The following is a 23166-nucleotide window of genomic DNA, read 5'->3' as shown; positions in this document are numbered from 1 at the left end:
GGTTACGCTTCGCTAACCCAACCTACAGTCCACTCCACCTCCGTAGGTTGGGTTAGGCCGCAGGCCGTAACCCAACAGAACTCCGCCGCAGCCACCCGCACCCCCATCAATCTCCCCACAATTCCTTCAGCCGCGCATCACGGCCGCAACGGGCGCGATAAAACCGATAGCGCAGCGGATTCTTCTCGTAGTAATTCTGGTGATACTCCTCGGCGGGATAGAAAATATCGAGCGGCTGAATGAAGGTGACTACCTCGCTGTTTAATCTTTCATCGACCCGCACTTTGCTTTGCTTGGCGAGCTTCTCCTGTTCGTCATTGTGAACGAATATCCCGCTGAGATACTGGCTGCCCCGGTCGCAGAACTGGCCGCCATTATCCACTGGGTCCACATTGATCCAGAACACCTCCAGCAATTGCTGATAGGAAACAAGCTCATCGTCGTAGGTCACCTGGACCACCTCCTGGTGGCCGGTGTTGCCGGAGGAGACCTGCTCGTAGGTGGGGTTGGCCACCTCGCCCCCCGCATAGCCGGAGACGGTCGCGAGGACGCCATCGAGCTTGTCGAATGGCGGCTCCATGCACCAGAAGCAGCCGCCGGCGAACGTGGCCGTGCGCTCTTCCGCCACCGCAATCGGGGCCAGCATCAGCATCAGGACTACCCATATCGCGCGCATCACAACCTCCGATTTCCTCTTCCTTCTGCAGACCTGCGCCACACCCGGCGGGTTCCGGCTCCTTCAGGCACCTGAACCCGCCCCCATCACAAAAAAACCCGCAGCGGTTGCCCGCAGCGGGTATTTCGTAAGGACTGCATGGCTCAGGTCAGCAAGGGAGCAATCACCAGACTCACAATGGCCATTACATTGATGAGAATGTTCATGGACGGGCCGGAGGTATCCTTGAAGGGATCGCCGACCGTATCGCCCACGACTGCAGCTTTGTGCACGTCGGAGCCCTTGCCGCCCAGGTTGCCTTTTTCGATGTACTTCTTGGCGTTGTCCCAAGCGCCGCCCGCATTCGCCATCATCAGGGCCAGCAGTACACAGCTCACCAAAGCCCCGGCGAGCATGCCCCCGAGTGCGGCGGGGCTGATCAGAAAGCCCACCAGGACCGGAGCCGCCACCGCAAGCACGCCCGGGGCCACCATGCGCCGCAGTGCCGCCTTGGTGGCGATATCCACACAGCGGGCGCTATCGGGCTTGGCCTTGCCCTCCATCAGGCCGGGGATCTCGTGGAACTGGCGGCGGATCTCCTTGATCATGTCAAAGGCTGCGTCACCCACGGCCCGCATGGTCAATGAGCTGACCAGGAAGGGGAAAATACCCCCCAGGAACATACCCATGAGCACCAGAGGATCACTCACGTCCAGGCTGAATCCCTCGACATTGTTGTTCACGGTTTCGATGTAGGCAGCGATAATCGCCAGCGCCGCGAGCCCGGCCGCGCCGATGGCGAAGCCCTTGCCGATCGCCGCGGTGGTGTTGCCCACTTCATCAAGGCCATCGGTAATCTTGCGGGTTTCCTCGCCCATCTCGGCCATTTCAGCGATACCACCGGCGTTGTCCGCCACCGGACCGTAGGCGTCAATGGCCATGGTGATGCCAACGGTGGACAACATGCCCACTGCCGCAATACCCACGCCGTAGACTCCCGCTCCTTCGGGCAGCAGTACACTGGTACTGAAGATAATGCCGGCAATGATCAGCACCGGCACCACCACGGACTCCATGCCCGTGGCCAGTCCGCCGATCATTACAGTGGCCGGACCGGTTTCCCCATCCGCGGCCAGCTTGCGCACCGGCGCGCCACCCGTGTAGAACTCGGTCACCAGGCCGATGCCGATACCACCCACGGCGCCCGCCACCACGCACCACCATACATTGGCGTGAATTCCCAGGCTGCTGAGCAGCACATAGGCGGCGAGGATGAAGATCACCGCCGCACCAATGGTGCCCATTCGCAGCGCTACGTCAGCCGCCTTGCGGGACATGATTCGCACCAGAATAATGCCGAGGATCGAACAGATCAGGCCCACCGACGCAAGGGCCAGCGGGGCGAACATGAGCTGTTCCCGCTCACCGCCCAGGGTGGATACAGCGGCCAGACTCATGGTGGAGGCGATCGCAATGGTGGCGATCATGGAGCCACAGTAGGACTCGAAGATGTCCGAACCCATGCCAGCCACATCGCCGACGTTGTCGCCCACGTTATCCGCGATCACGCCCGGGTTGCGGGGGTCATCTTCGGGAATGCCCGCTTCCACCTTGCCCACCAGGTCCGCGCCCACATCGGCACTCTTGGTATAGATACCCCCGCCCACGCGGCTGAACAGAGCCACCACAGAGGCCCCCATGCCGAAACCGTGGATGGCCTCGGCGTGCTCGCCACCGAAGAAGTAGTAGAGGGCGCCCAGGCCCAGCAGGCCCATGGACGCCACCACCAGCCCCATGATGGAGCCCCCGAAAAAGGCCACGCTAAGCGCCTCGGACTGCCCCCGGGTATTGGCCGCCACCGTGGTGCGCACATTGGCCTGGGTGGCGGTGTACATGCCGATGTACCCGGCGGTGGCCGAACACAAGGCACCCACCACGAAGGCCACTGGCGTTCGCCAGCTCTGGAAACCTATAAAGAGGAGTACGACCACTACCGCAGCAAAAATGGCCAGAATGGAATACTCGCGGCGCATGAACACCATGGCGCCCTGATGAATGGCGTCGGCAATCTCGGCCACAAGGCCCTCACCGGCGGGATATTTCTTGACTACCCGATAGACAATAAACGCGGCTATCAGGCCCACGACGCCCAGCGCCGGTGGCAACAGCGATTGATCCATAAACACTCCTCAATACAACAGTTAGTTATTGTGGAACCTGGTTTGAGTACAGCGTGATCTGGCAAGCGGCCAAACAGGATGGAGAAGCCCGACACATGGCAAACCGGCGGAAACGGCAGGTGCAATAGTGAAGACCGTCTTGCGCCGGCTTTCCAGTCGCGGCATTCAACAGCTTGCAATTCGCCCCGTCACCGTAAGCCCATCGGACTCACGTCCAATCGCCTGAAGCAGGGGACTGCGGTACTGCCTGCGACTGACGTCGCCCGACCGCATGGGGAATGTGTGTCAGGCTGCCAACTACGGGGGGAGCCCGACCACCGTTCGATTCTATGCGACCCGGGGCTCAACAGCAAACCAGCAAATTGAACTCCCGGCACCTTGCCGTGGTCTCCCCTAGCCGGTTCAAAAAATGAACAATTCTGTAGCGAAATCAGAACGGAGGGAGTCGATGCAACGTGCAATAGTTACAAAATTATATTTTCGATTCAGACTTGCGCACTGGCCGAGGTCGGGCTTTACTGAAGGTTTAACAGGCGACATGGCCGCCGGCCAAGGCCTGGCGAGGAGTTAAGCCCTTGAATTCCTGGAACGTGGCGCAATATATGGGCTATACTTTCTTGTTACCTTTTTACACCTCTCTCATTCCCCAGCTATTTAGGTCCAATCACTGAATGTCTGATACCCAACAATCTCGTATCAAAGAATTGATTGCCCGCGGCAAGGAGCAGGGCTATCTCACATACGCCGAGGTCAATGACCATCTCCCGGAAGACATCTCCGATCCTGATCAGGTCGAAGATATCATCCAGATGATCAATGACATGGGCATTCGGGTGTTTGAAACAGCTCCCGATGCCGATGCCCTGCTGATGGCCGACGGCGACTCCTCCGCGGACGAAATTGCCGCGGCGGAAGCTGCTGCGGCTCTCGCCGCGGTCGAGACCGAAGCTGGACGCACGACCGACCCGGTGCGCATGTACATGCGGGAAATGGGGACCGTTGAGCTGCTCACCCGGGAAGGCGAGATCGCCATCGCCAAACGCATTGAAGAAGGCATTCGTGAACTGATGCATGCCATGGCCTACTGGCCCGGCATCGTCAAAAGGCTGACCGATGAGTACACGCTGGTAGAGAATGAAGAGCGCCGTCTGGTGGACGTGGTGGCCGGCTGGCTGAACCCGGCCGATGAGGTTCCCTCGCCGACCCCAAATGTTCAGGCCCAGGCCGCGAAGGCCAAAGCAGCCAAGAACGACGGCGACTCCGACGATGACGATGACGACGACAGCAATGATTCGGGCGTCGATCCCGTAGAGGCGAAGGAGCGCTTTACCGCGCTGGCCAAGCAACTGATCAAGACCGAAAAAGCCGTCGCCAAACACGGGCGGGAGAGCAAGCAGGGCGCCAAGGAGCTGGATGCTCTGGGCGAGCTGTTCAAGTTCTTCAAACTGCCGCCGCGCCAGTTCGATCCGCTCTACCACTCCATCCGCGATGTTCTGGACCGGGTGCGACGGGAAGAACGCACCATCATGGCGCTGTGCGTCCGCGATTCGAACATGCCCCGCAAGACCTTCATCAAGGAGTTCCCCGGGAACGAGATCAACGAGAAGTGGATTCCCGGCATCGTCAAGAAGAAGCGCGATTACTCAGAGAACCTGAAAAACGTGCAGGAGGACATCCTCCGCTCCCAGCGCAAGTTGCAAGCCCTTGAGGAAGAGGCCGGACTGGATCTGGCCACCATTAAGGAGATCAATCGCCGCATGTCCATCGGCGAGGCCCGAGCACGTCGCGCCAAGAAGGAAATGGTCGAGGCCAACCTGCGCCTGGTGATCTCCATTGCCAAGAAGTACACCAACCGCGGCCTGCAATTCCTGGATCTGATTCAGGAGGGCAACATCGGCCTGATGAAGGCGGTGGACAAGTTCGAATACCGTCGCGGCTACAAGTTCTCCACCTACGCGACCTGGTGGATCCGTCAGGCCATTACCCGCTCAATCGCGGACCAGGCCCGAACCATCCGCATCCCGGTACACATGATTGAGACCATCAACAAGCTCAATCGCGTATCCCGCCAGATGCTGCAGGAGATGGGGCGCGAACCCACCCCCGAGGAACTGGGCGAGCGTATGGAAATGCCGGAAGACAAGGTGCGCCGGGTGCTGAAGATCGCCAAGGAGCCGATCTCCATGGAGACCCCCATCGGCGATGATGAAGATTCACATCTGGGCGACTTCATCGAAGACCAGACCATCATCTCCCCGATCGAAGCCGCGACGGGCGAAGGTCTCACCGAGGCAACCCGGGAAGTACTTGCCGGCCTCACTGCCCGCGAAGCCAAGGTCCTGCGCATGCGCTTCGGCATCAACATGAACACGGACCACACTCTGGAAGAAGTGGGCAAGCAGTTCGATGTGACCCGCGAGCGTATCCGGCAGATAGAAGCCAAGGCTCTGCGCAAACTGCGCCACCCGTCCCGTTCCGATCACCTGCGGAGTTTTCTGGACGAGACGTGAGACGTGAGACGTGAGACGTGAGACGACGAGAGTATTGACATGGCCGCTTCGTGCGGCCCTTTTCTTTTCTGTGCTGTCAGTTCGCGTCTTATGGAAGTCCGGGGTCGTGCAGCCAGCCTCTGGGCCGGTGGCTCCGCAATCGGGACCTAGATCGCCAGGTTCGCTTCGGCCAGCTCCGTTTCGCCCGCCAGGCGAAGCAAGGCTTTCAACCGCTCGCGGAAATCTTCCGGAGTACTGCCGTCACGGGTCAGGGTGATATGCCCTACCTTGCGGCCCGGTCGCTCGGCCTTGCCGTAGAAGTGCGGGACGGCACCAGACACGGCACGGATGTCGGCTTCCGCAGGCAGACGGCCGATCAGGTTCACCATGGCGGAAGGCGCCGCAATGGCGGTCTCGCCCAGTGGCAGGCCACACACCGCGCGCAGATGGTTTTCGAATTGGGAAGTCCGGGCGCCCTCGATGGTCCAGTGCCCGGTGTTGTGCACCCGCGGCGCCATTTCATTGGCAAGCAATTGATCGCCCACCTGGAACAGCTCCAGAGCCAGCACGCCCACGTAATCCAGGTCCTCCAGCAATCGGCGAATCGCCTGCTCCGCCGGGCCCTGCATGGGATCACCGGGCCGACTCAGGGACAAACGGAGGATGCCCTCCCGGTGATGGTTTTCACTCAGGGGATAGAAGACCACGGCGCCGTCCCGGCCCCGGGCAGCGATGATGGAAACTTCCCGCTCGAAGGGAACCATGGACTCCAGAATACAGGGCCGGGCGCCCACCCGCTCCCAGGCTCCCTCCAGGTCCTTTGTTTCCCGAAGTACGGCCTGGCCCTTGCCGTCGTAACCTTCGGTGCGGGTTTTCAGAATGGCCGGGAGGCCAATTCTGGCCGCAGCCTCGGACAGATCCGCTTGGGAATCGACCGCCGCGAATTGCGCGGTAGGAATGTCGAGAGCCCGAAAGCGCCGCTTCTCGTGCAGGCGATCACTGGCCGCGGCCAGGGCCAGCGATGAAGGGAAAACTGCCACCCTTTCCTCTAGCCACTTCACGGCGGCGAGGGGAACGTTTTCGAACTCGTAGGTAATCACGTCAGCCCACTCCGCCAGCTGGCGGTGGGCATTCTCGTCATCGTAGGCTGCGCAGAGGTGGTGGCCGAAAGGAGCTGCGCAGGCATCCTCGTTCGGACAGAGAAACATAAACTGCATTTTGAGGGGAGCGCCGGCCTGAGCCATCATTTGCGCCAATTGGCCGCCGCCCAATACACCGACTTTCATTAGCTTTCCCCGCGCGGATCCGGATTGGCCAGCACGCCTTCGGTCTGCTCCTGACGGTAGGCCTTCAAAGCGGTTTTTACGCTCGGGTACTTGTTAGCCAGAATGCTCGCGGCCAGCAGTGCTGCGTTGGCCGCGCCCGCCCGTCCGATGGCCAGGGTGCCCACGGGAATGCCAGCCGGCATTTGTGCGATGGACAGCAGGGAATCCATGCCATTGAGCGCCTTTGACTGGACGGGAACCCCGAGGACCGGCAGCGTGGTTTTCGCCGCGGCCATGCCCGGCAAGTGAGCTGCACCGCCCGCGCCGGCGATGAGCACTTCGATACCCCGGCCTTCGGCACTGGCGGCGTAATCAAACAGCTTGTCCGGGGTCCGGTGGGCCGAGACGACCTCCACCTCGTGGGCAATCCCGAGTTGCTCCAGGATGCGGGCGGCATGCTCCATGGTCTCCCAGTCGGACCGGGACCCCATGATGACGCCAACTAACGGTGTTTGGTTGCTGTCGCTCATTGTCGGTTTGATTCTCCGCTCTGTCCCAGGTCCAACGTCCGGAAAAATCGAGCCCTTCCACTGGCCCGCCGGGCAAGTGGTCCTGAGTTCACAGGGGGAGGAGAGACGCTGACGGGATCTGCTATCACTTGTCCGCGCATTGTATTACAAAACGGATTTGAATACCGCCTGACCGGTCCGCCCTGTGACTCTTGCGCGAAACCACACAGAAACATCAGTCACGCTCCCGAACAATCCCCATGAACCGACTCTGCCGGCACACCCGGAGCTGCCCAAGCGCGACGTTAGGCCGCCGCCCGTCGGTTGCGCTACAATCGCCTCCACCCGATTCAGCATTCCCCAGGCGCACGAGCGCTCCAACCCGTCCGGCAAGAGGAAAACAAGATGACAGCATTTGACGATAACAGCCTCAGCATCGGCCGCACGCCCCTGGTACGCATCAACCGCATTGCCGAGGGCAACATCTTCGCGAAGATCGAAAGCCGCAACCCCAGCAACTCGGTTAAATGCCGCATCGGGGCCAGCATGATCTGGGAGGGAGAAAAGAGCGGCAAGCTCAAGCCGGGAATGACCATCATTGAGCCCACTAGTGGCAACACCGGCATCGCCCTGGCCTATGTGGCGGCTTCGCGCGGTTATTCGCTGGTCCTGACCATGCCCGCCAGCATGAGCCTGGAGCGCCGCAAGTTGATGAAGGCGCTGGGCGCCGAGATCGTGCTCACGGAAGGCCCCAAGGGCATGCCCGGGGCCATCGCCAAGGCTAAGGAAATCATGGCCAGCGACCCGGACAAATACTGGATGCCGAGCCAATTCGAAAACCCCGCGAACCCCCAGATCCACGAAGACACCACCGGGCCGGAAATCTGGGAAGATACCCAGGGCGGTATCGACGTACTGATCAGCGGCGTCGGCACCGGCGGCACCCTGACCGGCGTTTCCCGTTACATCAAGAAGACCATGGGCAAAGCCATCACCACCGTGGCTGTGGAACCATCCTCATCCACGCTGATCACCGCCGCCAAATCAGGCGCCGAGCCCAGCCACGCGCCCCATAAAATTCAGGGCATCGGTGCCGGCTTCATCCCCGAAAACCTGGACCTGGAGATGGTGGACCAGGTGGAACTGGCCACCAACGAAGAAGCCATGGAGTGGGCTCACAAGCTGATGCAGAAGGAAGGCATTCTGGCCGGCATCTCCAGCGGCGCCGCCATGGCTGTTGCCGCCCGGGTGGCCCAACAGCCAGAGCACCAGGGCAAGAACATTGTGGTCATCCTGCCTGACTCCGGTGAGCGCTACCTGTCCACCGCCCTGTTCGAAGGCATCTTCACGGATGCGGAGAACGTGCAGTAAAAGCCCTTTGAGTCCATCACCAGGGCTCAAGGGTCCAGCCCGCCTCCATGGCCACAAGGCGGTCGGTGAGTTCGAGATTGGCCAGGAAGGCGTCATCGTGGGATACCACCACCAGGGCGCCCGGGTAGCTGCGCAAGAGGGCCTCCACCGCCTGCACGGACGGTAAATCCAGATGGTTGCCGGGTTCGTCGAGCAACAGCAGTTGCGGAGGCGGGTCCGCGTAGAGTACGCAGGCCAGTGCCGCTTTCAGGCGTTCGCCCCCGCTGAGCAGGGCACTGGCAATCTCGATTTTGGACGCGTCCAGCCCGATTTGCGCCAGGCGCATGCGTAGTTCCGCCGCCGTGCTGGTCCGGTTGGCGGCCAACATCTGTTCCAGCACTGTGCTCCGCGGCTCCAGGTTGACGATCCCCTGGTCGAGATATGCAATCTCAGGCGTGCCCTCGCAAGAGCCAGCCAGGGGCGCGAGCTGCCGGGCCATGACTTTCAGCAATGTCGACTTGCCACAGCCATTCGGCCCGACCACTCCGATCCGCTGCTGCCCGCCCAGGGAAAGACTGATGGCTCCCGTGGCACCTGAGACATAGGGCAGGCGCACAGCATCCAGAGTCGTCACCCTGCGCCGCGCCGACTCGTGAACGGGCAATGAGTGAAGGACAATGGGCGTATCATCCTCCACCTGCCGCGCGGCTTCCTGCACGCGCTGGGCGAGCTGCTCGCGGTTCGCCGCATGTTGCTGGTTCAGCTTGCCGGCGGATTTTTCGCTGCGCCCCTTTTCGCGATCCAGCAGGATTTTGGCCTGATTGGCGTCCTTCCCGCGCCGGTTGCCACGAGCCTGCCGCCGAGCCTGGCGTTCGCGTTGCTCCCGCATGGCCTTCTCTTCGCGCCGCCGTTCCAATTTACGGTGTTCAAGCTGCTGCAGAGCGCTGGCACGCTCCTGGGCTTTGCAATCCCGGTAGAACCTGTAGTTGCCCCCGTAGCTGTGGAGCCCCAGAGAAGACAATTCCATGATGCATTCCATGGCGTCCAGCAACTGGCGGTCGTGGCTGATCACCAGCAAGCCGTTGGGCCAGCGCTGCAACTGCTCGATAAGTGCCCTCCTGTTCGGGCGATCCAGGTGATTGCTGGGTTCATCGAGAATCAGAAAGTCGGCCTCCGACAGCATCGCGCCGATCAGAGCGACACGCATTGCCTCACCGCCACTCAGGGTGGCGCCGGGCGTCTGCGCGGTGAGATACCCCAGCCCGTTGCGCTCCAGCTCGTGGGCGAGCCGCTGACGTATGTCCCATCGATCGCCAAGGGCATCGAAGTCTTCAGGCGCCGAGCTACCCCCTTCGATACGAGCCAGCGCATCCAGGATGTCCTGCACCCCGGCCAGACTTGCCACGGTACTGTCCACGGGCGGCGTAACCTGCTGGGCCTGATAATGGACTCGGCCGGAACGCACACACCGCCCGGACGTCGGCTGGGCCGTACCGCACAGAAGCGAGGCCAGCACCGTCTTGCCGACGCCATTGCGGCCGACCAGCCCCGTGGGGCGGTGATCGATGGTTGCGGTGAGATTGGAGAAGAGCGTTCTGCCGTCCGGCAGAACATAGGTAACGCCATCGAGGGCAAGAAAGGGGTTCGTCATGTGTGCTCCCGTTGATGCCAGAAACTCCCCTGCTTGCGGGGGCCGGTGGAGGACTGGCCGTCATGTTGACGGCGGCATCAATGGCGCATCGGACGAATACCTCGGTAATGATGGACTGGACCCCGATTGTAGGAGGACAGGCGGCGTCGGGCAATCCGTGCCGAAGGAGGTCGCGCGCAGGCTATGTGATCTGTATCTCGAAATGGCGCCGATGTTATCCTTAACGCCTACCACGCCCCAGCGGCCAGCCGAGCTATTGGAAGTGGAAACGCAGAGATAACGGAGAACGCGTGGAGGAAAACATCCGAGCAGCCATTCACGACTTCTGGGACGCCCTGGCCGGGCAGGCCAGCGGCGACGACGCATCCCTTCGCTGGGCCCTGGGCCAGGTCGCCAAGCTCGTGGACGCGCAGGAAGCCTACTGGATGGGTGCGGTTCGGCTGGATGATGCCGCCACCAACGACCCCGTCCGGGGTTGGCGGCCCCTCGCGGTGCGCTACCTCTCCGGCTGCGGCCACCGGGCCAGCAACTATGAGAACCAGCGCAAGCTGTTGGATCGGGGCCATGCGGACCCGAGCATTATCGCCAACATAGTTGGAGCCGGCCGCTTCCGGGTCAATATCAAGCACGAACTGGTGGGGCGGGAATGGTTCGACTCGGACTACTACCACACCTTCATGGCGCCATTCGGGGTTCAGGACGTGCTGCTGTGCGCCATGCCACTCAGCCCGGATGTGGAATCCTGGTGGGCCTTCCAACGCGTCGGTCACTCGCGCTTCTTCTTCACCACCGAGGAAGCGGAAATCCTGGACTATGCCGTACGCTCCCTCGCCTGGTTCCACCGTCAAGTGGCCCTTCACCACGGCGTGCTGGCGGCGGACCAGCCCCTGACCCCCTCCGAGCGCAAGGTGCTCCACGAGCTATTGTCCGAGAAGAGTGAAAAGGAGATCGCGGACGAGCTGTGCCTGTCTCCGGCGACCGTGCACACCTACGCATCACGGGTGTACCGCAAATTCGCAGTGCGCGGCCGCACCGGCCTGATGGCCCTGTGGTTGGGGCAGACCCGCAGTGACTGACAAACCCGCCCGGCGGTCAATAGCCCAGCCGCACGGCTGGCGTAGGCGGCCTGACCCGCCTATAATGTGCGGCCCTTTCGAACCTTTGCGTTCAGGGCCCATAGCTCAGTTGGTTAGAGCAGTCGACTCATAATCGATTGGTCCCAGGTTCAAGTCCTGGTGGGCCCACCATCTTGCCTCCTTGCAGGAGGATAGTTTTTCCTTGCCTACGTGGCCGCTCCAAGTTCGTGCCTTGCCGGGCTTGTTTTAAGAACCGTTCGGCTCACTTTACGAGGTCAGCTTTTTGCACCAAACCCCGCCTTCCACGGACGCAGGAGTTCCTAACTGCTTATTTCATCAGGCAACGCCGCCTTGAAATTTTTACTTTTAATGGCGGCAATGCCCGGACTCGGAATCGGCTAACGCTGCACTGGCCGTACCCCGCCGGCCGGCGAGGATACCGACCAAGCGCAAGCGTGAGTTCCCCTTCAACAATCAATAAAGATAAACTGCACCGGACATAAAAGCACTGTCGTCGTCCTGGTCACCGTTGATGCCGGTGGCACTACTGTTTTCGTTCGAGGCGGAAACAGCCAACGTTTCGCCGTCGGACGCCAAGGCGACATTCTCACCAAAGCTCATGCCAGCCTTCGGATTGGATGCCTTGATAAATGCGGTTTGCTGCCACAATTCGCTTTGTCGGGTGAAGAGATAGGCCGCACCAGAGTTATCCACCCGTCCTGTTGGATTGTTGATACCTGCGCTTCCGCCAGGTTTGGTATACGCCCCGACGACCAGGGAATGGCCATCACTGCTGAGCGCCACGGCTTGGCCAAAATAGGCGAAGCCAGTCGTATCCGGTTTGATGTAGGCCTGCTGCTCGAAGCTTTCTTCAGCATCAGTACGGGAGAAGACATAGACGGCTCCAGCATAGTCGGAACCATCGTTATCGGTCTCATCACCATTAATGTCGGTCGCTCTGCTACTTTCGCGGGGTGCACCGACGGCGAGCGTGAGTCCATCATCGGCAAGGGCCACGCTCGTGCCAAACTTATCCTCTGCATCGGTGTTCGATGCCTTAATGTAGTTATGGCGGGTCCAGTCCTGGCCGTTTCGAACGAAGGTATATACTGCTCCGCTATCGGTGGCCCAACCGGTGTGCGTACCGCTGCTCACTCCCACAGCATTGCTGTCCTCCAGGGGCGCCCCCACGGCCAGAACATTTCCGTCACCGGACAGGGCAATCGCATCGCCAAAGCGGTCATTGGCATTCGCATTCAGCCCCGGAGTGAGGAAGGCTTGCTCACTCCAGTCAGTGCCGTCGTGTACAAATATGTAAGCCGCGCCGCTGCCGTGAGTGCTGCCTTCGTCAGGAGGCACTCCCTGGGTTGGAGCCCCGATGGCCAACGTGTCGCCGTCCAAGGATAGAGCCAGACTGTGACCAAACCCTATGTTCGATGCAGTCACTCCGGACTGGGGCTCAAGAAATGCGTGCTCAGACCAGGCGCCATCTGCAAGGGAATAGATGTAAACCCCAAAAGGATAGACGCCCCCCACCGCCAGTGTTGTGCCATCACCCGATAGCGCAACAGTATTTCCAAATGACTGGGAACTGTCAGAAGACGACTTTATGTAGGCCTCCTGATGCCAGTGTTTTTCACCGGCGTTTTCATCCAGCACAAACAAATAGACAGCACCAGTGCTGCGTCCCTCATTGTTGTCTTCACCCTCGTTGATGACCGTGGATGCACTGTCCTCACCCTTGGCACCTACAGCCAGAGTCAAACCGTCGCCGGACAGGGCAATGCTGCTCCCAAACCAGTCGCTCACGTCGGTGTTTGATGCCTTGATATAGCCTACCGCCTCAGCCAAATGGCCGGTCACGGGAACTGAGGGTGAATCCTCGCAACCGGCATCATTACAGGCTTCCAGGATGTAGCTGGCATTGACCCGCTGCGGAAGGAAAACAATGTGCTGATAACTGCTTTCAGTTGCCGGCAGGCTGACCACCTCGCTGAATCCGGACATGCCATCCGGGTTCTCCAGTAACCGGTAGGTCTCCGCTCCATCGACTGATTGCCAGTTGAACTGAAAGCTCTTGGTTGCCTGGATTTCCAGGCTGAGTTCCGGCGCTTGGGGCAGCTCAGGCTCGGCACCGGGGTCATCCGAGTTGTCCGGGTTGTCCGGGTGATCCGAAACATCATCACTCGCGCCCGGAACCAGGTTGTTCGATCCGCTGCTTGAGCTTCCTCCACCTCCACAGCCGGCAAGAACCAATGCCGTCAGGAGCGGTAGCAATAACAGGGCTTTGCGCACTTCGTTCGATATGTTTTTCATGGTTGTTTCAGTCTCTGATCAGTCTATTCGTGGTTCTTCCAACCGGCCATCGCAGCCGGGCAAAGCTCTTCCGGCTCACTCAGGCTAGCCCCAAGTTCCTTCGTCCCAGCGCATTTCGTCCCAGGCCTGACTTGCGGGCTGTTCATCGGCCGGCGGGCCCGCGGTCGGCGGTGCGTTTCCGGAGCTAGATCCACCGCCGCCGCAGCCGGTGAGAACGAGGGTGAGCAGCAACACTGTTATAGACACTTTCATGCTGTTCTCCTGTCGTTATTCAGGGCTGATCGAATAGTTTTGACTGGCCTCGTTCTCGAGGCCACCGAGGACCGTGCTCGAGAGTGCGCCGGCGACGTTGTCCTTCCCGCCAAGTACCACGCTTGTATAGCCATCGGCATCGTTACTACGGCCACCAACAACGACGGAGGCCGAGTTAGTGGCTGTGTTCGTATAGCCACCGGTAATGCTGCTACTTTCTCCCGAGGCAAAGTTGCCACCACCTCCGCTGATGCTGCTATGTTCACCCGCTGCGAAATTGTTGCTTCCGCTCGTCACAGTGGCTGAAATGCCTGTGAGGGCATTGCTAAAACCTGCCACCAGTCCTCCATAACGGGAATAGCGGTGTTCCGAACCCACCACAAGGTTATGAGAACCACTCTTGTGGTGCTCGGCCCAGGTTCCACCATTTAGCTCACACGCGGCCTGATCGCCGTGGAATTCCCCCAAGCTGCAGGTAGCGGGTTTAACCCAATCAGTGGTCTTCTCGTTATACCCAACAATCAGATTACCCAAGCCATTCACTTCTCCGTCCGTGGCGCCGCTGCCACTGACCACCTGCACATTAACGCCCACAAAACGCACTGTAGTGCCGCCGGGCACGTAGGGGTCGGGAATGACTTCCACAAACTCGTCCAATGCCTGGGCGTTGCTGGTTTTCACGATGGCCAGCTCGGTTTCGAGCTCCTCGATTCTGGTCAGGGCGCTGGCAAGGGCTCCCGCCAGCGCCTGAAAATTCGCGTTCACCTCGGCAGCGACGGCTTTGTCGCCAGCGGCGAATTCATGGGGAACGCTCACTTGCGCATATAAAGGAGCGCTCAACACAGCGCTGATTGTCAAAAGACAGAGTGCTTGCAGGTGGTGCATAGGTAGTCTCCGAAGGGTTCTTTATTGGACGCCGCGGGCAGGACGTGCGGGGCTGCCAACTGCCACCCCGCCATGTATCCCACGACCGGCAAATATCCCGCGGAAGATTATGGGATAGACGCAGGCGCGCCTATCGGGCAAATGATGTACAAGGCGAAGAGTTCCCCCTGACCATCAGGCTGGAGGCTGGAGGCGGAAGCGGCGCAGGCTGTAGCCATTGCGGCTTGCCAGACAGTTGATTTTCAGGGGAGGACCCGGCTACTGTACCGGAATGAAAGCGGGATGCATCGCCGTGCGCATCGATCCGATATCGCCGATGGCGGTCTAGTACTTGCTGGCGGTGCCATTCTCGCCGGGGGAGCGCTGGAACGAACTGATGGTGATTCGGAATCTTCAGGCTTTACTTGGATTCCGAAGATGAAGAATCCGGACAATGGTTGTGAACCCGAATCCGTTTAGGGGGTTAGTTTTGAATGTCTTGATCGTACACTGTCATCCGGAAGCTCGGTCTTTCAACAGCAGCCTGAAGGATGCGGCTGTGAATCTATTTGAAGGCCTCGGCCACAATGTCGAAGTTTCTGATCTGTACGCGGAGAATTTTGATCCCGTAGAAAAAGCTCAACATTATCCATACAGAGTGGAATTAGAGCGCTTTGATATTCTTTCTGAACAGAGAAATGCGTTCAAGACCAATACACTTCCGACGGATATCCAGCGTGAGATCAAACGCCTTGAAACATGCGATTATTGATACTGCAGTTTCCGCTTTGGTGGCATCAGCAGCCAGCCTTGCTCAAAGGATGGTTTGATCGAGTCTTTGTTGCCGGGGGCCTTTATACGAGCAAGATGCGTTACGATAAGGGCTACTTTAACGGCAAACGAGCTTTTTGTTCAGTAACCTCTGGGGCACCTCTATCTACGTTCATTGAGAATGGTCGAGGTGGAGGAAGAATAGAAGACTTGCTTCGCTCGATGCATTTCTCATTGCATTACATGGGGTTTGAAGTATTACCGCCATACCTCTCAACCGAGATTCAGAATAAGGGTTTCACGTATAAGTCCCCAGAGCAATTCGGAAGTGATCTGAAAGACAATCTTAGCGATTGGAAACGGCATTTGCGCCAACTAGATGAAGTTAAGCCACTGGAATTTCCTGGTTGGGATGACTGGGACGAAAAGGGCAACGAGATAAATACATAACCAAGATCAGCAGGGGAAATCCTGAGCCTTCTAGCATTAGTAGGGGAGCGTTACAAATCAACTTGTTCTGACGAGCAAGACCAACGTACAAGGAAAAGTACAACTGGTATTGCAAGTTGTTAGGAGCGCAAGAATAATAAGCATCCAGTGACGCTGCGTCATCTTTACAAGGAAACGACCGTGAAACTCGCCGTCGGGATGCTTTCGCTTCTAGTCATTGCGGGCTGTGCTTCTTCCCCAATTCCTCAAGACCTAGTGAGCTCCGCTAAGGTCAAGGTCCGGAGTATAGACGAGATTGGTAGCCCATCAAGGAAACGTCACGTCGTAAATATTGAGTTCGACTATGTGATCACCAACTACCAAAACGACGAGTTTATGTACCGCTGTGCGGTCCACTTTCTTGCTGTGGACGGAACCTCCATCACATCCGTTTCCGGTGAACCGCTCTGCAAGATTGACAGTCAATCGGGCCGATCATCGGTAAGATGGAGAACGCCGTTTGATGATGCAAGCCCATTGCACTGGAAAGAGGTAATGACCGAAATAAAGTATCCACTTGAGATGACGGTAGCGATACTCCAGTATAAGCGGCATTGGGAGCCATACATGATCGGCAAAAGCGAATTCCGCAAACTCACAGTACGGAGATAACAAACAGAATTACAGTACCCCCAGAAACACCGCTCCTCCAGGGAGAAATCGGTGACAGTCAAGCGCATGGACAACGTCGGCATTGTGGTGGAAGACATCGACGCCGGCATCGACTTCTTCAGCGAACTCGGGCTGGATGCTCTGCTCCACTTCTCGCCGGTGTTCCCCCTTTTCTGTCGGAACAGCAAGCTGCGAATGACCGGTCTGGCAGCCATGCTCATGCTGTCCGGCTGTGATTTTTTCACCGATGCCGCGACTCGCCTAGCTTACGACCTGGAGGACGCAGCCGGGGTGCTGAAGAATCATGGGGACACATTTACCCTGTACCACGAAACCCCCTCAGACCCGGACGAATGCGATGGCCCCTACACGGTACAGTTGGATAAAGCAGGAGCTTTAGTCGTCTGGTGCAGGGACGACAACGGCGATGTTGTGTTGAGCCCCGGAACTTCGTACCACAGCCGCTTTGTTCATACGCCACAAACATATTACCTGGACAAAGCAGCCGGAGAGACTCTGGTCATTGATCTGGAGCAGATCGGGGACAAGGCTGTAATCGTTGCGGTTCGTTAGGAGGTAGAAAACCCTTACTGATCGCCCAGCCCCGCTCTATCAACGAGCAACTGGAAGCAACCGCTCACAAGTCACACGATCATCAAGATCGCGTCGTCATGGTGCGACCCGGGTTTACCAGCTGAGTACTTTCGGGTTTTGGTATTCAACGGCGCAACCCTCATCGGCCAACGCGGGATCGCTCGCGTCGCGCCCCGCTCTCCTCTATTATGGTCCTATTCCCTCCGAGGGCCAACGAGGAAGGCGCCTGTGAACGACGTCGTCATAAAAACACCTCCCGAAATCGAGCTCATGCGCGAGTCCGGTCGCTTACTCGCCAGCGTATTTGCAATGCTGGACGAGTATGTGCACGAAGGGGTGAGCACCCTGGAAATCAACGATCGCGTTGAGACCTTCATCCTCAAGGACCTGCAGGCCCGCCCCGCCAGCAAAGGCCAGTACGGCTTTGCCTACGTGCTCAATAGTTCGGTCAACGAGGTTGTATGCCATGGGGTCCCCAATACCACGCACCCGCTAAAAGCCCGCGACATCGTGAACCTCGACATCACTCTGGAGAAAAACGGCTTTATTGCGGACTCCAGCAAGATGTATGTGCTGCCCGCAGCAGGCCAGGAAGCTCGACGGCTGGTGAAGACCACGTATGCGGCCATGTGGAAGGGCATTGAGACTGTTCGCCCCGGGGCTACGCTCGGGGATGTGGGACATGCGATTCAGCGCCACGCCGAGGCGGCCGGGTACAGTGTAGTGCGTGATTACTGCGGCCACGGCATCGGACGGGACATGCACGAAGCGCCGCAGGTGCTCCACTACGGTCGCCCCCACACCGGAATGACTCTTCAGCCGGGAATGACCTTTACAGTCGAGCCCATGATCAACCAGGGCAAGGCGAAGACAAAAACCAAGAAGGACGGATGGACCGTAATCACCGCGGATAAGAAGCTCTCCGCCCAATGGGAGCATACAGTCCTGGTCACCGAGGATGGATTCGAGGTGCTGACTCTTCGGGACGAAGAACGGAGCCGGACGCCCACGTGAACGCGAAACGCATCAGGCAAATATGAGCGTTGTGCGAATTGGGCGAGATGGGCACAATAGTTACGTAGTGTGCCATGAAGGCGAAGCTTGGCCCGACCTGTCGTACCAAGCCCGCTGCCAGGGCTGTTGACGAGCGTTGTATCACCAGGGAACGTGACCGATGAGTGACTTACTCGAGTTTGGTAGAACAATTTTGGAACGGCAGCCGTTCAGTGCCCTGCTCGGTACTGAGCTGGAACTTTTTGAGCCCGGAACCGCTGTTCTCACGCTCCTAGTGAGAGAAGAGTTGAAGCAGCAACACGGCTTTGTTCATGGTGGGGTGGTCAGCTACCTCGCGGACAACGCTTTGACTTATGCCGGGGGCTCGGTGTTGGGAGACTCGGTGACCTCCGAGTACAAAATCAATTACCTGCGACCAGCGATTGGCGAGAAGCTTGTTGCCAAAGCCACGGTTCTTTCCTCGGGGCGGACTCAGGCGGTCTGTCAGTGCAATGTCATTGTAGTTGGCGACGAGGGCGAACGCACGGTCGCAGTTGCTCAGGGCACCATCATCAAGGTTGAACCGAATAGATCGTAAGTCACGACAGAGCGCGGTCTATCACGCTGGATGACCATAGACTTTCTGCTCTCGGCATGAACACTTAGGGACTTACCCTGGATTGGTGGACACGCTTGAAGAGCGCAAGAATAATAAATGGCCAGTACCGCTGCATCATCTTTACGAGTAAACGGCCGCGAAACTCGCCACCAGAATGGCTTGGATCGCCCGATTCGCAACCACTCCCGACAACCTGTTGCGTTGAGAACACTGTATAAGGAGCGTTAAAAGGGGTTGACTATGAAAAGAGCATTTTACATCGCAATCGGATGTGTTTTCCTAGCGGGTTGTGCATCAAACGTTCAGATGATCCGCAATCGCAACAACTGCGAAAGCTACACGCAATGTCCAGATCTGATTCGGTGGCATATTCCCGGCGAGTCACAGAGGCAGCACGCCAGGGAGGCCGGAGAACCCGTGCCGAAGGCTCTACTTGCACCGCTCTATCCGCGGGCCGCCGCACGACGGCGAATCAGCGGGTATGTCAAAGTCAGATTTGACGTACTCCCAGACGGCACAACAACCAACATCGAAGTTGTCGAATCAGTGCCCCAAGGGGTGTTTGACCTCGCGATGACCGACGCAGTTTCCAAATGGCAGTTCGATCCGTCCGAGACAGGTTTTCGAGGTGCTGATTCGCGGTTCGCTTTCAACCTTCATTAGATGCACCCGTCACCAGGCAGTATGAAATTGCCGAAACCGGGACCTGTTAACTTCTAATGATTGCAACAAATTGCTTAGGAGTTGGGGCGTTGAAACGGCGTTTAACAAATGGGAGCGAGTCGAGAATGCTAAACCCATCTAAACAAATGAGTTACCTACTAACGGCCACAGCGTTCCTCTATGTCGTCGGATGCGCTTCCGCTGAACACTCCAACCAGCCACACTGGAGGGCTCCGGCGTACGTGACGATCTCATCGATGGGCTGGAACGTTAGATGCCTTGGTTCGCGTGTATCGATTCCACTCGAACGCGAAAACCCTTTTTACTGGCCGGACGGAAGCGAAAAAACTTACGCAGAGTTCTGCGACCAGATATCAACCAGCTCTCATATTCGGCGGCGGCCTTCGGATTAGACTGTTATAGCTAAGGAGGGCAGGTGGATGATGCCGATCCAAAACATAAGATTGAGGCTAAGGAGACACTGAATGGTTGATGAAAGGGATATAGAAATATTTCTGAAAGCGAAGCGTGATCAACGAACTATCGACGTACTTATGGGCTTGTCGTTCGTCGCGCTTGCAACCCTTGTTGGACTAGAGGCTTTAGGTGTTCCACACGACTACACCGTCGCTCTAGCGACTCTAAGTGTCGTGTTCATGGGTGCATCAGTCAGCAAAAGCAGATGGGTGTCGGTGCCTCGCAACGAACTGGTTAGCTCACTGGAGCGGATAATCAACAGCGACCCGGAAGCACTGACGATGGTGGCCGAGAAGAGACGGCTCCGAACCCCGGTGCCGGACCCACACAATGATCGGGCTCGTCAATGAAAAATCCTTTTTCAGTACAGCGCATCGATCACATTGTCCTTCGCGTCACTGATCTGGATCGCAGCATTGAATTCTATGGCTCAGTCCTGGGGTGCGATGTTGTCAGACGGCGCGAGCACCTTGGGCTAGTTCATTTGCGGGCGGGCGCTTCGATGCTCGACTTGGTGAGCGTAGATGGCGCATTGGGTGCTCGCGGTGGTGCAGCCCCTGGCAACGAAGCAAGGAATGTAGACCATTTTTGTTTGCGCATAGAGCCATTCAAAGAGCCCGATCTTGTTGCGCACCTAAAAAGCCATGGAGTTGAGCCGCTTGGCAGCGCCGAGATAAACTTTGGCGCGGAGGGCGACGGGCTCTCGCTGTACTTCCCGGACCCGGATGGCAATGTTGTTGAGCTCAAGGGGCCCTCAACTTAAGGCGCCTCGGGCTTCCGGACAACGGCCCCAATTCTGATCGAGGCAGGGGAACCGCTCGTGGCGTGCGGCGACCAGGAACTTGACTTTTACGAGGGGGGGGAGTGAGATTCCCGCCAGCTACAACTTGCGCTTGAGCCTACTGCTGACCGGATCTGCGCCGGCGGCATGGCGGAACGAATCTTGAGTGGTAACCAGCCTTCGCTTGAAGGGGTTTCTGACCCTCCAGCCAGGTCGCCAACCGAGAAGCCGAGGGACCTTGCCATGCCCCAGCGCCTGCCAAGGCACCTCCGGCGGATCCTTTCTCCACCCAAGGAATTGAAAACCGATTTAGCCGCCGGATCGGTCGGCGGCATCGCGGCCATCCCCGATGGCCTGGCCGCGGCCGTTATGGCTGGCGTCAACCCCATCCATGGAATCTACGCCTCCATTGTTGGCCGTATCGCGGGCGGCCTGTCCACTTCATCGGCATTAATGTGCGTCACCACCACCGGCGCCATTTCCATCACCATCGCCGACGCCATGGGCGGTATCCCCGAAGAGCGGCAGGCCGGGGCACTGGCGTTGCTGGTGCTGATAGCCGGGCTCGTGCAATTAGCAATGGGCGTATTGCGGCTGGGCTTTCTCATTCGCTTCGTCTCCAACACGGTGACCACGGGCTTCCTTGCCGGGGTGGCGGTGAACATTGTGCTCTCCCAATTGGGCGAGCTTGCCGGTTATCAAAGTTCCGCTGCATCACAGCTCGCCCGGATTTACGATCTGGCCACCCACCTGGGGCAGATTCAACCACAGACACTGCTCGTGGGAAGCCTGACCATCGTCGTGGTCGTGGCGTTGCAACACACGCGCCTGGCCAGTCTCGCCATGATGCTGGGGCTGGCGCTGGCTGCGCTGGCGACTCATCTGCTGGGGCTCGAAGGTGTGCGCCTAGTGGCTGATGCATACGCCATTCCGGCCTCCCTGCCGCTGCCTATTCTGCCTGACCTGGCCTTCCTGCCCGACGTGACCTTGACGGCGGTCGCAGTAGGAATCGTTGGCTTGCTGCAAGGCGCTGGAATCAGCCAGCGCTACCCCAACCCGAACGGGCGATATCCCGATATCTCCGTGGATTTTCGCGGCCAGGGGGTTGCCAACCTCGCCTGCGCATTGCTGCGCGGGCTCCCCGTGGGCGGGTCCATCGGGCAGACCGCCCTACTCGTCGATGCCGGGGCCCGCTCACGCTGGGCCACGTTGATTTCTGGAGTAGTTACCGCTCTCAGCATCCTGCTGCTCGCCCCCCTGGTAGAGGCCCTGCCGATGGCAGCCGTAGCAGGGTTACTGGTGGTGGTCGGCGCACGAGCGGTGCCGGTGGAACAAATCCGCGTCATCTGGAAGAGCGGCTGGATCAACGCTGCGGTAATGGCCCTGACCTTTGCCGGCACACTGATTGTGCCTATGGAGCAAGCGGTAGTCCTGGGTGTGTTGGTGACCTTCGTTCTGCAGATCGGTCGCGCCGCGAACCGACTGGAACTGCTGCAATTGATTCCACGCGATTACGGATTGTTCGAAGAGCGCCCTGCCCCCAATCGTCTGGCAAGCCGGAGCATTACCATGCTGCTCCCCAACGGCAGCCTGTTTTTTGCCGGCTCTCGTGTGCTGGAAGCGCAGTTGCCCGACCCGGAGGACTCGGAGCTGCCGGTTGTGATGCTACTGCTGCGCGGCCGCAAGGAGGTCGGCAGCACCTTCATCGGCGTGGTGGACCGCTACGCGGAGAAGCTCCAGGCGCGCGGAGGCAAACTGGTCCTGGTCGGCGCCAGCGACCGGGTGCTGGACCAACTCCGGCGCACGGGAGTGTTAGTACGCTTGCATCGCGAAAACGTCTATCCGGCAACCAACTTGGTGGCCGAAGCTCTCCGCAATGCCTACGCCGACGCCGAAGACTGGCTTGCGGCACACGAACCCCGCGATAAGGACACCAAGCCGGCCTCCTCGGACGGCCAGTCCCCAAACAACGAAACTCCAGGCTCCTGAGAGCCACTACTCCTTGATTCCCAATCTCTTTCGCCGATTCACGCCCAGCAAGCATCCATGGAAACGCCGCCGTTTTTCATCGACAAACTGTCTAGTATTACTGCACGAATGGCAAGTCATTGAATTCGCGATATATTTCCCGATGTGGACCGCGCATGAGTATTACGGATGCGATGACTTACGCTCATATTTACGGCAGACATGGCTTGAAGAAAATCACTCAGCCCGTTGAAATAAAACAGTTTTTGTTCTGACTGGCAACGGCGGCTTGAGCGTGGATCTTCATCATGTAAATATGAGCATTACGCTAATGATTAAACTGTTAATGTGCGCTCTGCCGTTTGTCTTTCTGGGCGGAAAATAAGTGCGGTGCAGTAGCCAACAATCAGCAATAGGCATCGCGGCAGGCGGACGTTGCGGTGTGGTTCGTTCAAACGGTAGCGAGTTGGGGGTAGGAATCTGAATCGGTTTTCTTCCCGGTTGTCTATCAAGCTAGCTGCGCTACGCTCCGCAGCGTAGTTCTTGCTTGGTTCAACCCGTCGCTGCCATTAACAAGGCGTTGTTGCGGACC

At 58.7% G+C, this 23166-nt stretch carries 21 protein-coding genes and 1 tRNA gene; 14 read left to right on the top strand and 8 right to left on the bottom strand.

The window, feature by feature from the left end:
- Positions 1–106 precede the first annotated feature (106 nt).
- Positions 107–676: a peptide-methionine (S)-S-oxide reductase MsrA gene (gene msrA / locus ACURWW_RS08215; RefSeq protein WP_445616325.1), complete on the bottom strand. Its 570-nt coding sequence runs from the start codon at positions 674–676 to the stop codon at positions 107–109.
- 143 nt (positions 677–819) lie between these two features.
- The gene (locus ACURWW_RS08210) at positions 820–2835 is read right to left on the bottom strand and encodes a sodium-translocating pyrophosphatase (RefSeq protein WP_445616324.1); all 2016 of its coding nucleotides are present in this window, start codon (positions 2833–2835) and stop codon (positions 820–822) included.
- 671 nt (positions 2836–3506) lie between these two features.
- Here ACURWW_RS08210 and rpoD point away from each other — a divergent pair.
- Positions 3507–5345, top strand: coding sequence for an RNA polymerase sigma factor RpoD (rpoD, locus tag ACURWW_RS08205; protein WP_445616323.1), 1839 nt, complete (start codon positions 3507–3509; stop codon positions 5343–5345).
- Between the two features lie 146 nt (positions 5346–5491).
- On the opposite strand, the gene ACURWW_RS08200 is transcribed toward rpoD, so the two are convergent.
- Both ACURWW_RS08200 and purE read right to left on the bottom strand, forming a co-directional pair.
- Positions 5492–6610, bottom strand: a complete 1119-nt coding sequence (locus ACURWW_RS08200; RefSeq protein WP_445616322.1) for a 5-(carboxyamino)imidazole ribonucleotide synthase — start codon at positions 6608–6610, stop codon at positions 5492–5494.
- Complete coding sequence (purE, locus tag ACURWW_RS08195) at positions 6610–7119, bottom strand: 5-(carboxyamino)imidazole ribonucleotide mutase (RefSeq protein WP_445616321.1); 510 nt, start codon at positions 7117–7119, stop codon at positions 6610–6612. Before purE ends, ACURWW_RS08200 begins: the two co-directional genes overlap by 1 nt.
- 384 nt (positions 7120–7503) lie before the next feature.
- Here purE and cysK point away from each other — a divergent pair, with 384 nt between their 5' ends.
- Entirely contained in the window at positions 7504–8469 is a 966-nt protein-coding gene (gene cysK / locus ACURWW_RS08190) for a cysteine synthase A (RefSeq protein ID WP_445616320.1), read from the top strand.
- Positions 8470–8485: 16 nt separating this feature from the next.
- Here cysK and ACURWW_RS08185 read toward each other — a convergent pair whose 3' ends face one another.
- Positions 8486–10099 (bottom strand): ABC-F family ATP-binding cassette domain-containing protein, encoded by a 1614-nt coding sequence (locus tag ACURWW_RS08185; protein ID WP_445616319.1) that lies wholly within the window; start codon positions 10097–10099, stop codon positions 8486–8488.
- Positions 10100–10389: 290 nt separating this feature from the next.
- Between ACURWW_RS08185 and ACURWW_RS08180 the strand changes: the two genes are divergently transcribed.
- A complete protein-coding gene (locus tag ACURWW_RS08180; protein WP_445616318.1) occupies positions 10390–11175 on the top strand; it encodes a response regulator transcription factor in 786 nt (261 codons plus the stop codon).
- Positions 11176–11269: 94 nt separating this feature from the next.
- Positions 11270–11346 (top strand) — tRNA-Ile (locus ACURWW_RS08175).
- 303 nt (positions 11347–11649) lie between these two features.
- Here the strand turns inward: ACURWW_RS08175 and ACURWW_RS08170 are convergent.
- From ACURWW_RS08170 to ACURWW_RS08160, 3 genes are all read right to left on the bottom strand, one after another.
- Positions 11650–13491: a hypothetical protein gene (locus tag ACURWW_RS08170; protein WP_445616317.1), complete on the bottom strand. Its 1842-nt coding sequence runs from the start codon at positions 13489–13491 to the stop codon at positions 11650–11652.
- 84 nt (positions 13492–13575) lie between these two features.
- Complete coding sequence (locus ACURWW_RS08165) at positions 13576–13743, bottom strand: hypothetical protein (protein ID WP_445616316.1); 168 nt, start codon at positions 13741–13743, stop codon at positions 13576–13578.
- 15 nt (positions 13744–13758) lie between these two features.
- Positions 13759–14628 (bottom strand): hypothetical protein, encoded by an 870-nt coding sequence (locus ACURWW_RS08160; protein WP_445616315.1) that lies wholly within the window; start codon positions 14626–14628, stop codon positions 13759–13761.
- Positions 14629–15061: 433 nt separating this feature from the next.
- On the opposite strand from ACURWW_RS08160, the gene ACURWW_RS08155 reads away from it, so the two are divergent.
- The 10 genes from ACURWW_RS08155 to ACURWW_RS08110 all read left to right on the top strand — a co-directional run bounded on the left by ACURWW_RS08155 (position 15062) and on the right by ACURWW_RS08110 (position 22595).
- On the top strand, positions 15062–15379 hold the full coding sequence (locus ACURWW_RS08155) for an NAD(P)H-dependent oxidoreductase (RefSeq protein WP_445616314.1): 318 nt from the start codon (positions 15062–15064) through the stop codon (positions 15377–15379).
- Entirely contained in the window at positions 15367–15828 is a 462-nt protein-coding gene (locus ACURWW_RS08150; RefSeq protein WP_445616313.1) for an NAD(P)H-dependent oxidoreductase, read from the top strand. Before ACURWW_RS08155 ends, ACURWW_RS08150 begins: the two co-directional genes overlap by 13 nt.
- Positions 15829–16008: 180 nt before the next feature.
- On the top strand, positions 16009–16479 hold the full coding sequence (locus ACURWW_RS08145) for a hypothetical protein (protein ID WP_445616312.1): 471 nt from the start codon (positions 16009–16011) through the stop codon (positions 16477–16479).
- A 51-nt stretch (positions 16480–16530) separates the two neighbouring features.
- On the top strand, positions 16531–17052 hold the full coding sequence (locus ACURWW_RS08140; protein ID WP_445616311.1) for a hypothetical protein: 522 nt from the start codon (positions 16531–16533) through the stop codon (positions 17050–17052).
- Between the two features lie 249 nt (positions 17053–17301).
- Positions 17302–18087: a type I methionyl aminopeptidase gene (gene map, locus ACURWW_RS08135; RefSeq protein ID WP_445616310.1), complete on the top strand. Its 786-nt coding sequence runs from the start codon at positions 17302–17304 to the stop codon at positions 18085–18087.
- A gap of 160 nt (positions 18088–18247) precedes the next feature.
- The gene (locus ACURWW_RS08130) at positions 18248–18664 is read left to right on the top strand and encodes a PaaI family thioesterase (protein WP_445616309.1); all 417 of its coding nucleotides are present in this window, start codon (positions 18248–18250) and stop codon (positions 18662–18664) included.
- A gap of 261 nt (positions 18665–18925) precedes the next feature.
- Positions 18926–19348: an energy transducer TonB gene (locus ACURWW_RS08125; protein WP_445616308.1), complete on the top strand. Its 423-nt coding sequence runs from the start codon at positions 18926–18928 to the stop codon at positions 19346–19348.
- A gap of 485 nt (positions 19349–19833) precedes the next feature.
- Positions 19834–20175 carry a hypothetical protein gene (locus tag ACURWW_RS08120; RefSeq protein WP_445616307.1) on the top strand — a complete coding sequence of 114 codons (342 nt, stop codon included), beginning with the start codon at positions 19834–19836 and terminating at the stop codon, positions 20173–20175.
- Entirely contained in the window at positions 20172–20588 is a 417-nt protein-coding gene (locus tag ACURWW_RS08115; RefSeq protein ID WP_445616306.1) for a VOC family protein, read from the top strand. The genes ACURWW_RS08120 and ACURWW_RS08115 overlap by 4 nt, the downstream gene beginning before the upstream one ends.
- Before the next feature lie 261 nt (positions 20589–20849).
- On the top strand, positions 20850–22595 hold the full coding sequence (locus tag ACURWW_RS08110) for a SulP family inorganic anion transporter (protein ID WP_458618464.1): 1746 nt from the start codon (positions 20850–20852) through the stop codon (positions 22593–22595).
- The last annotated feature ends 571 nt before the right edge of the window (positions 22596–23166 follow it).

The sequence above is a fragment of the Gilvimarinus sp. F26214L genome (assembly GCF_054401055.1).
This window is presented reverse-complemented; position numbering and strand designations above follow the sequence as displayed.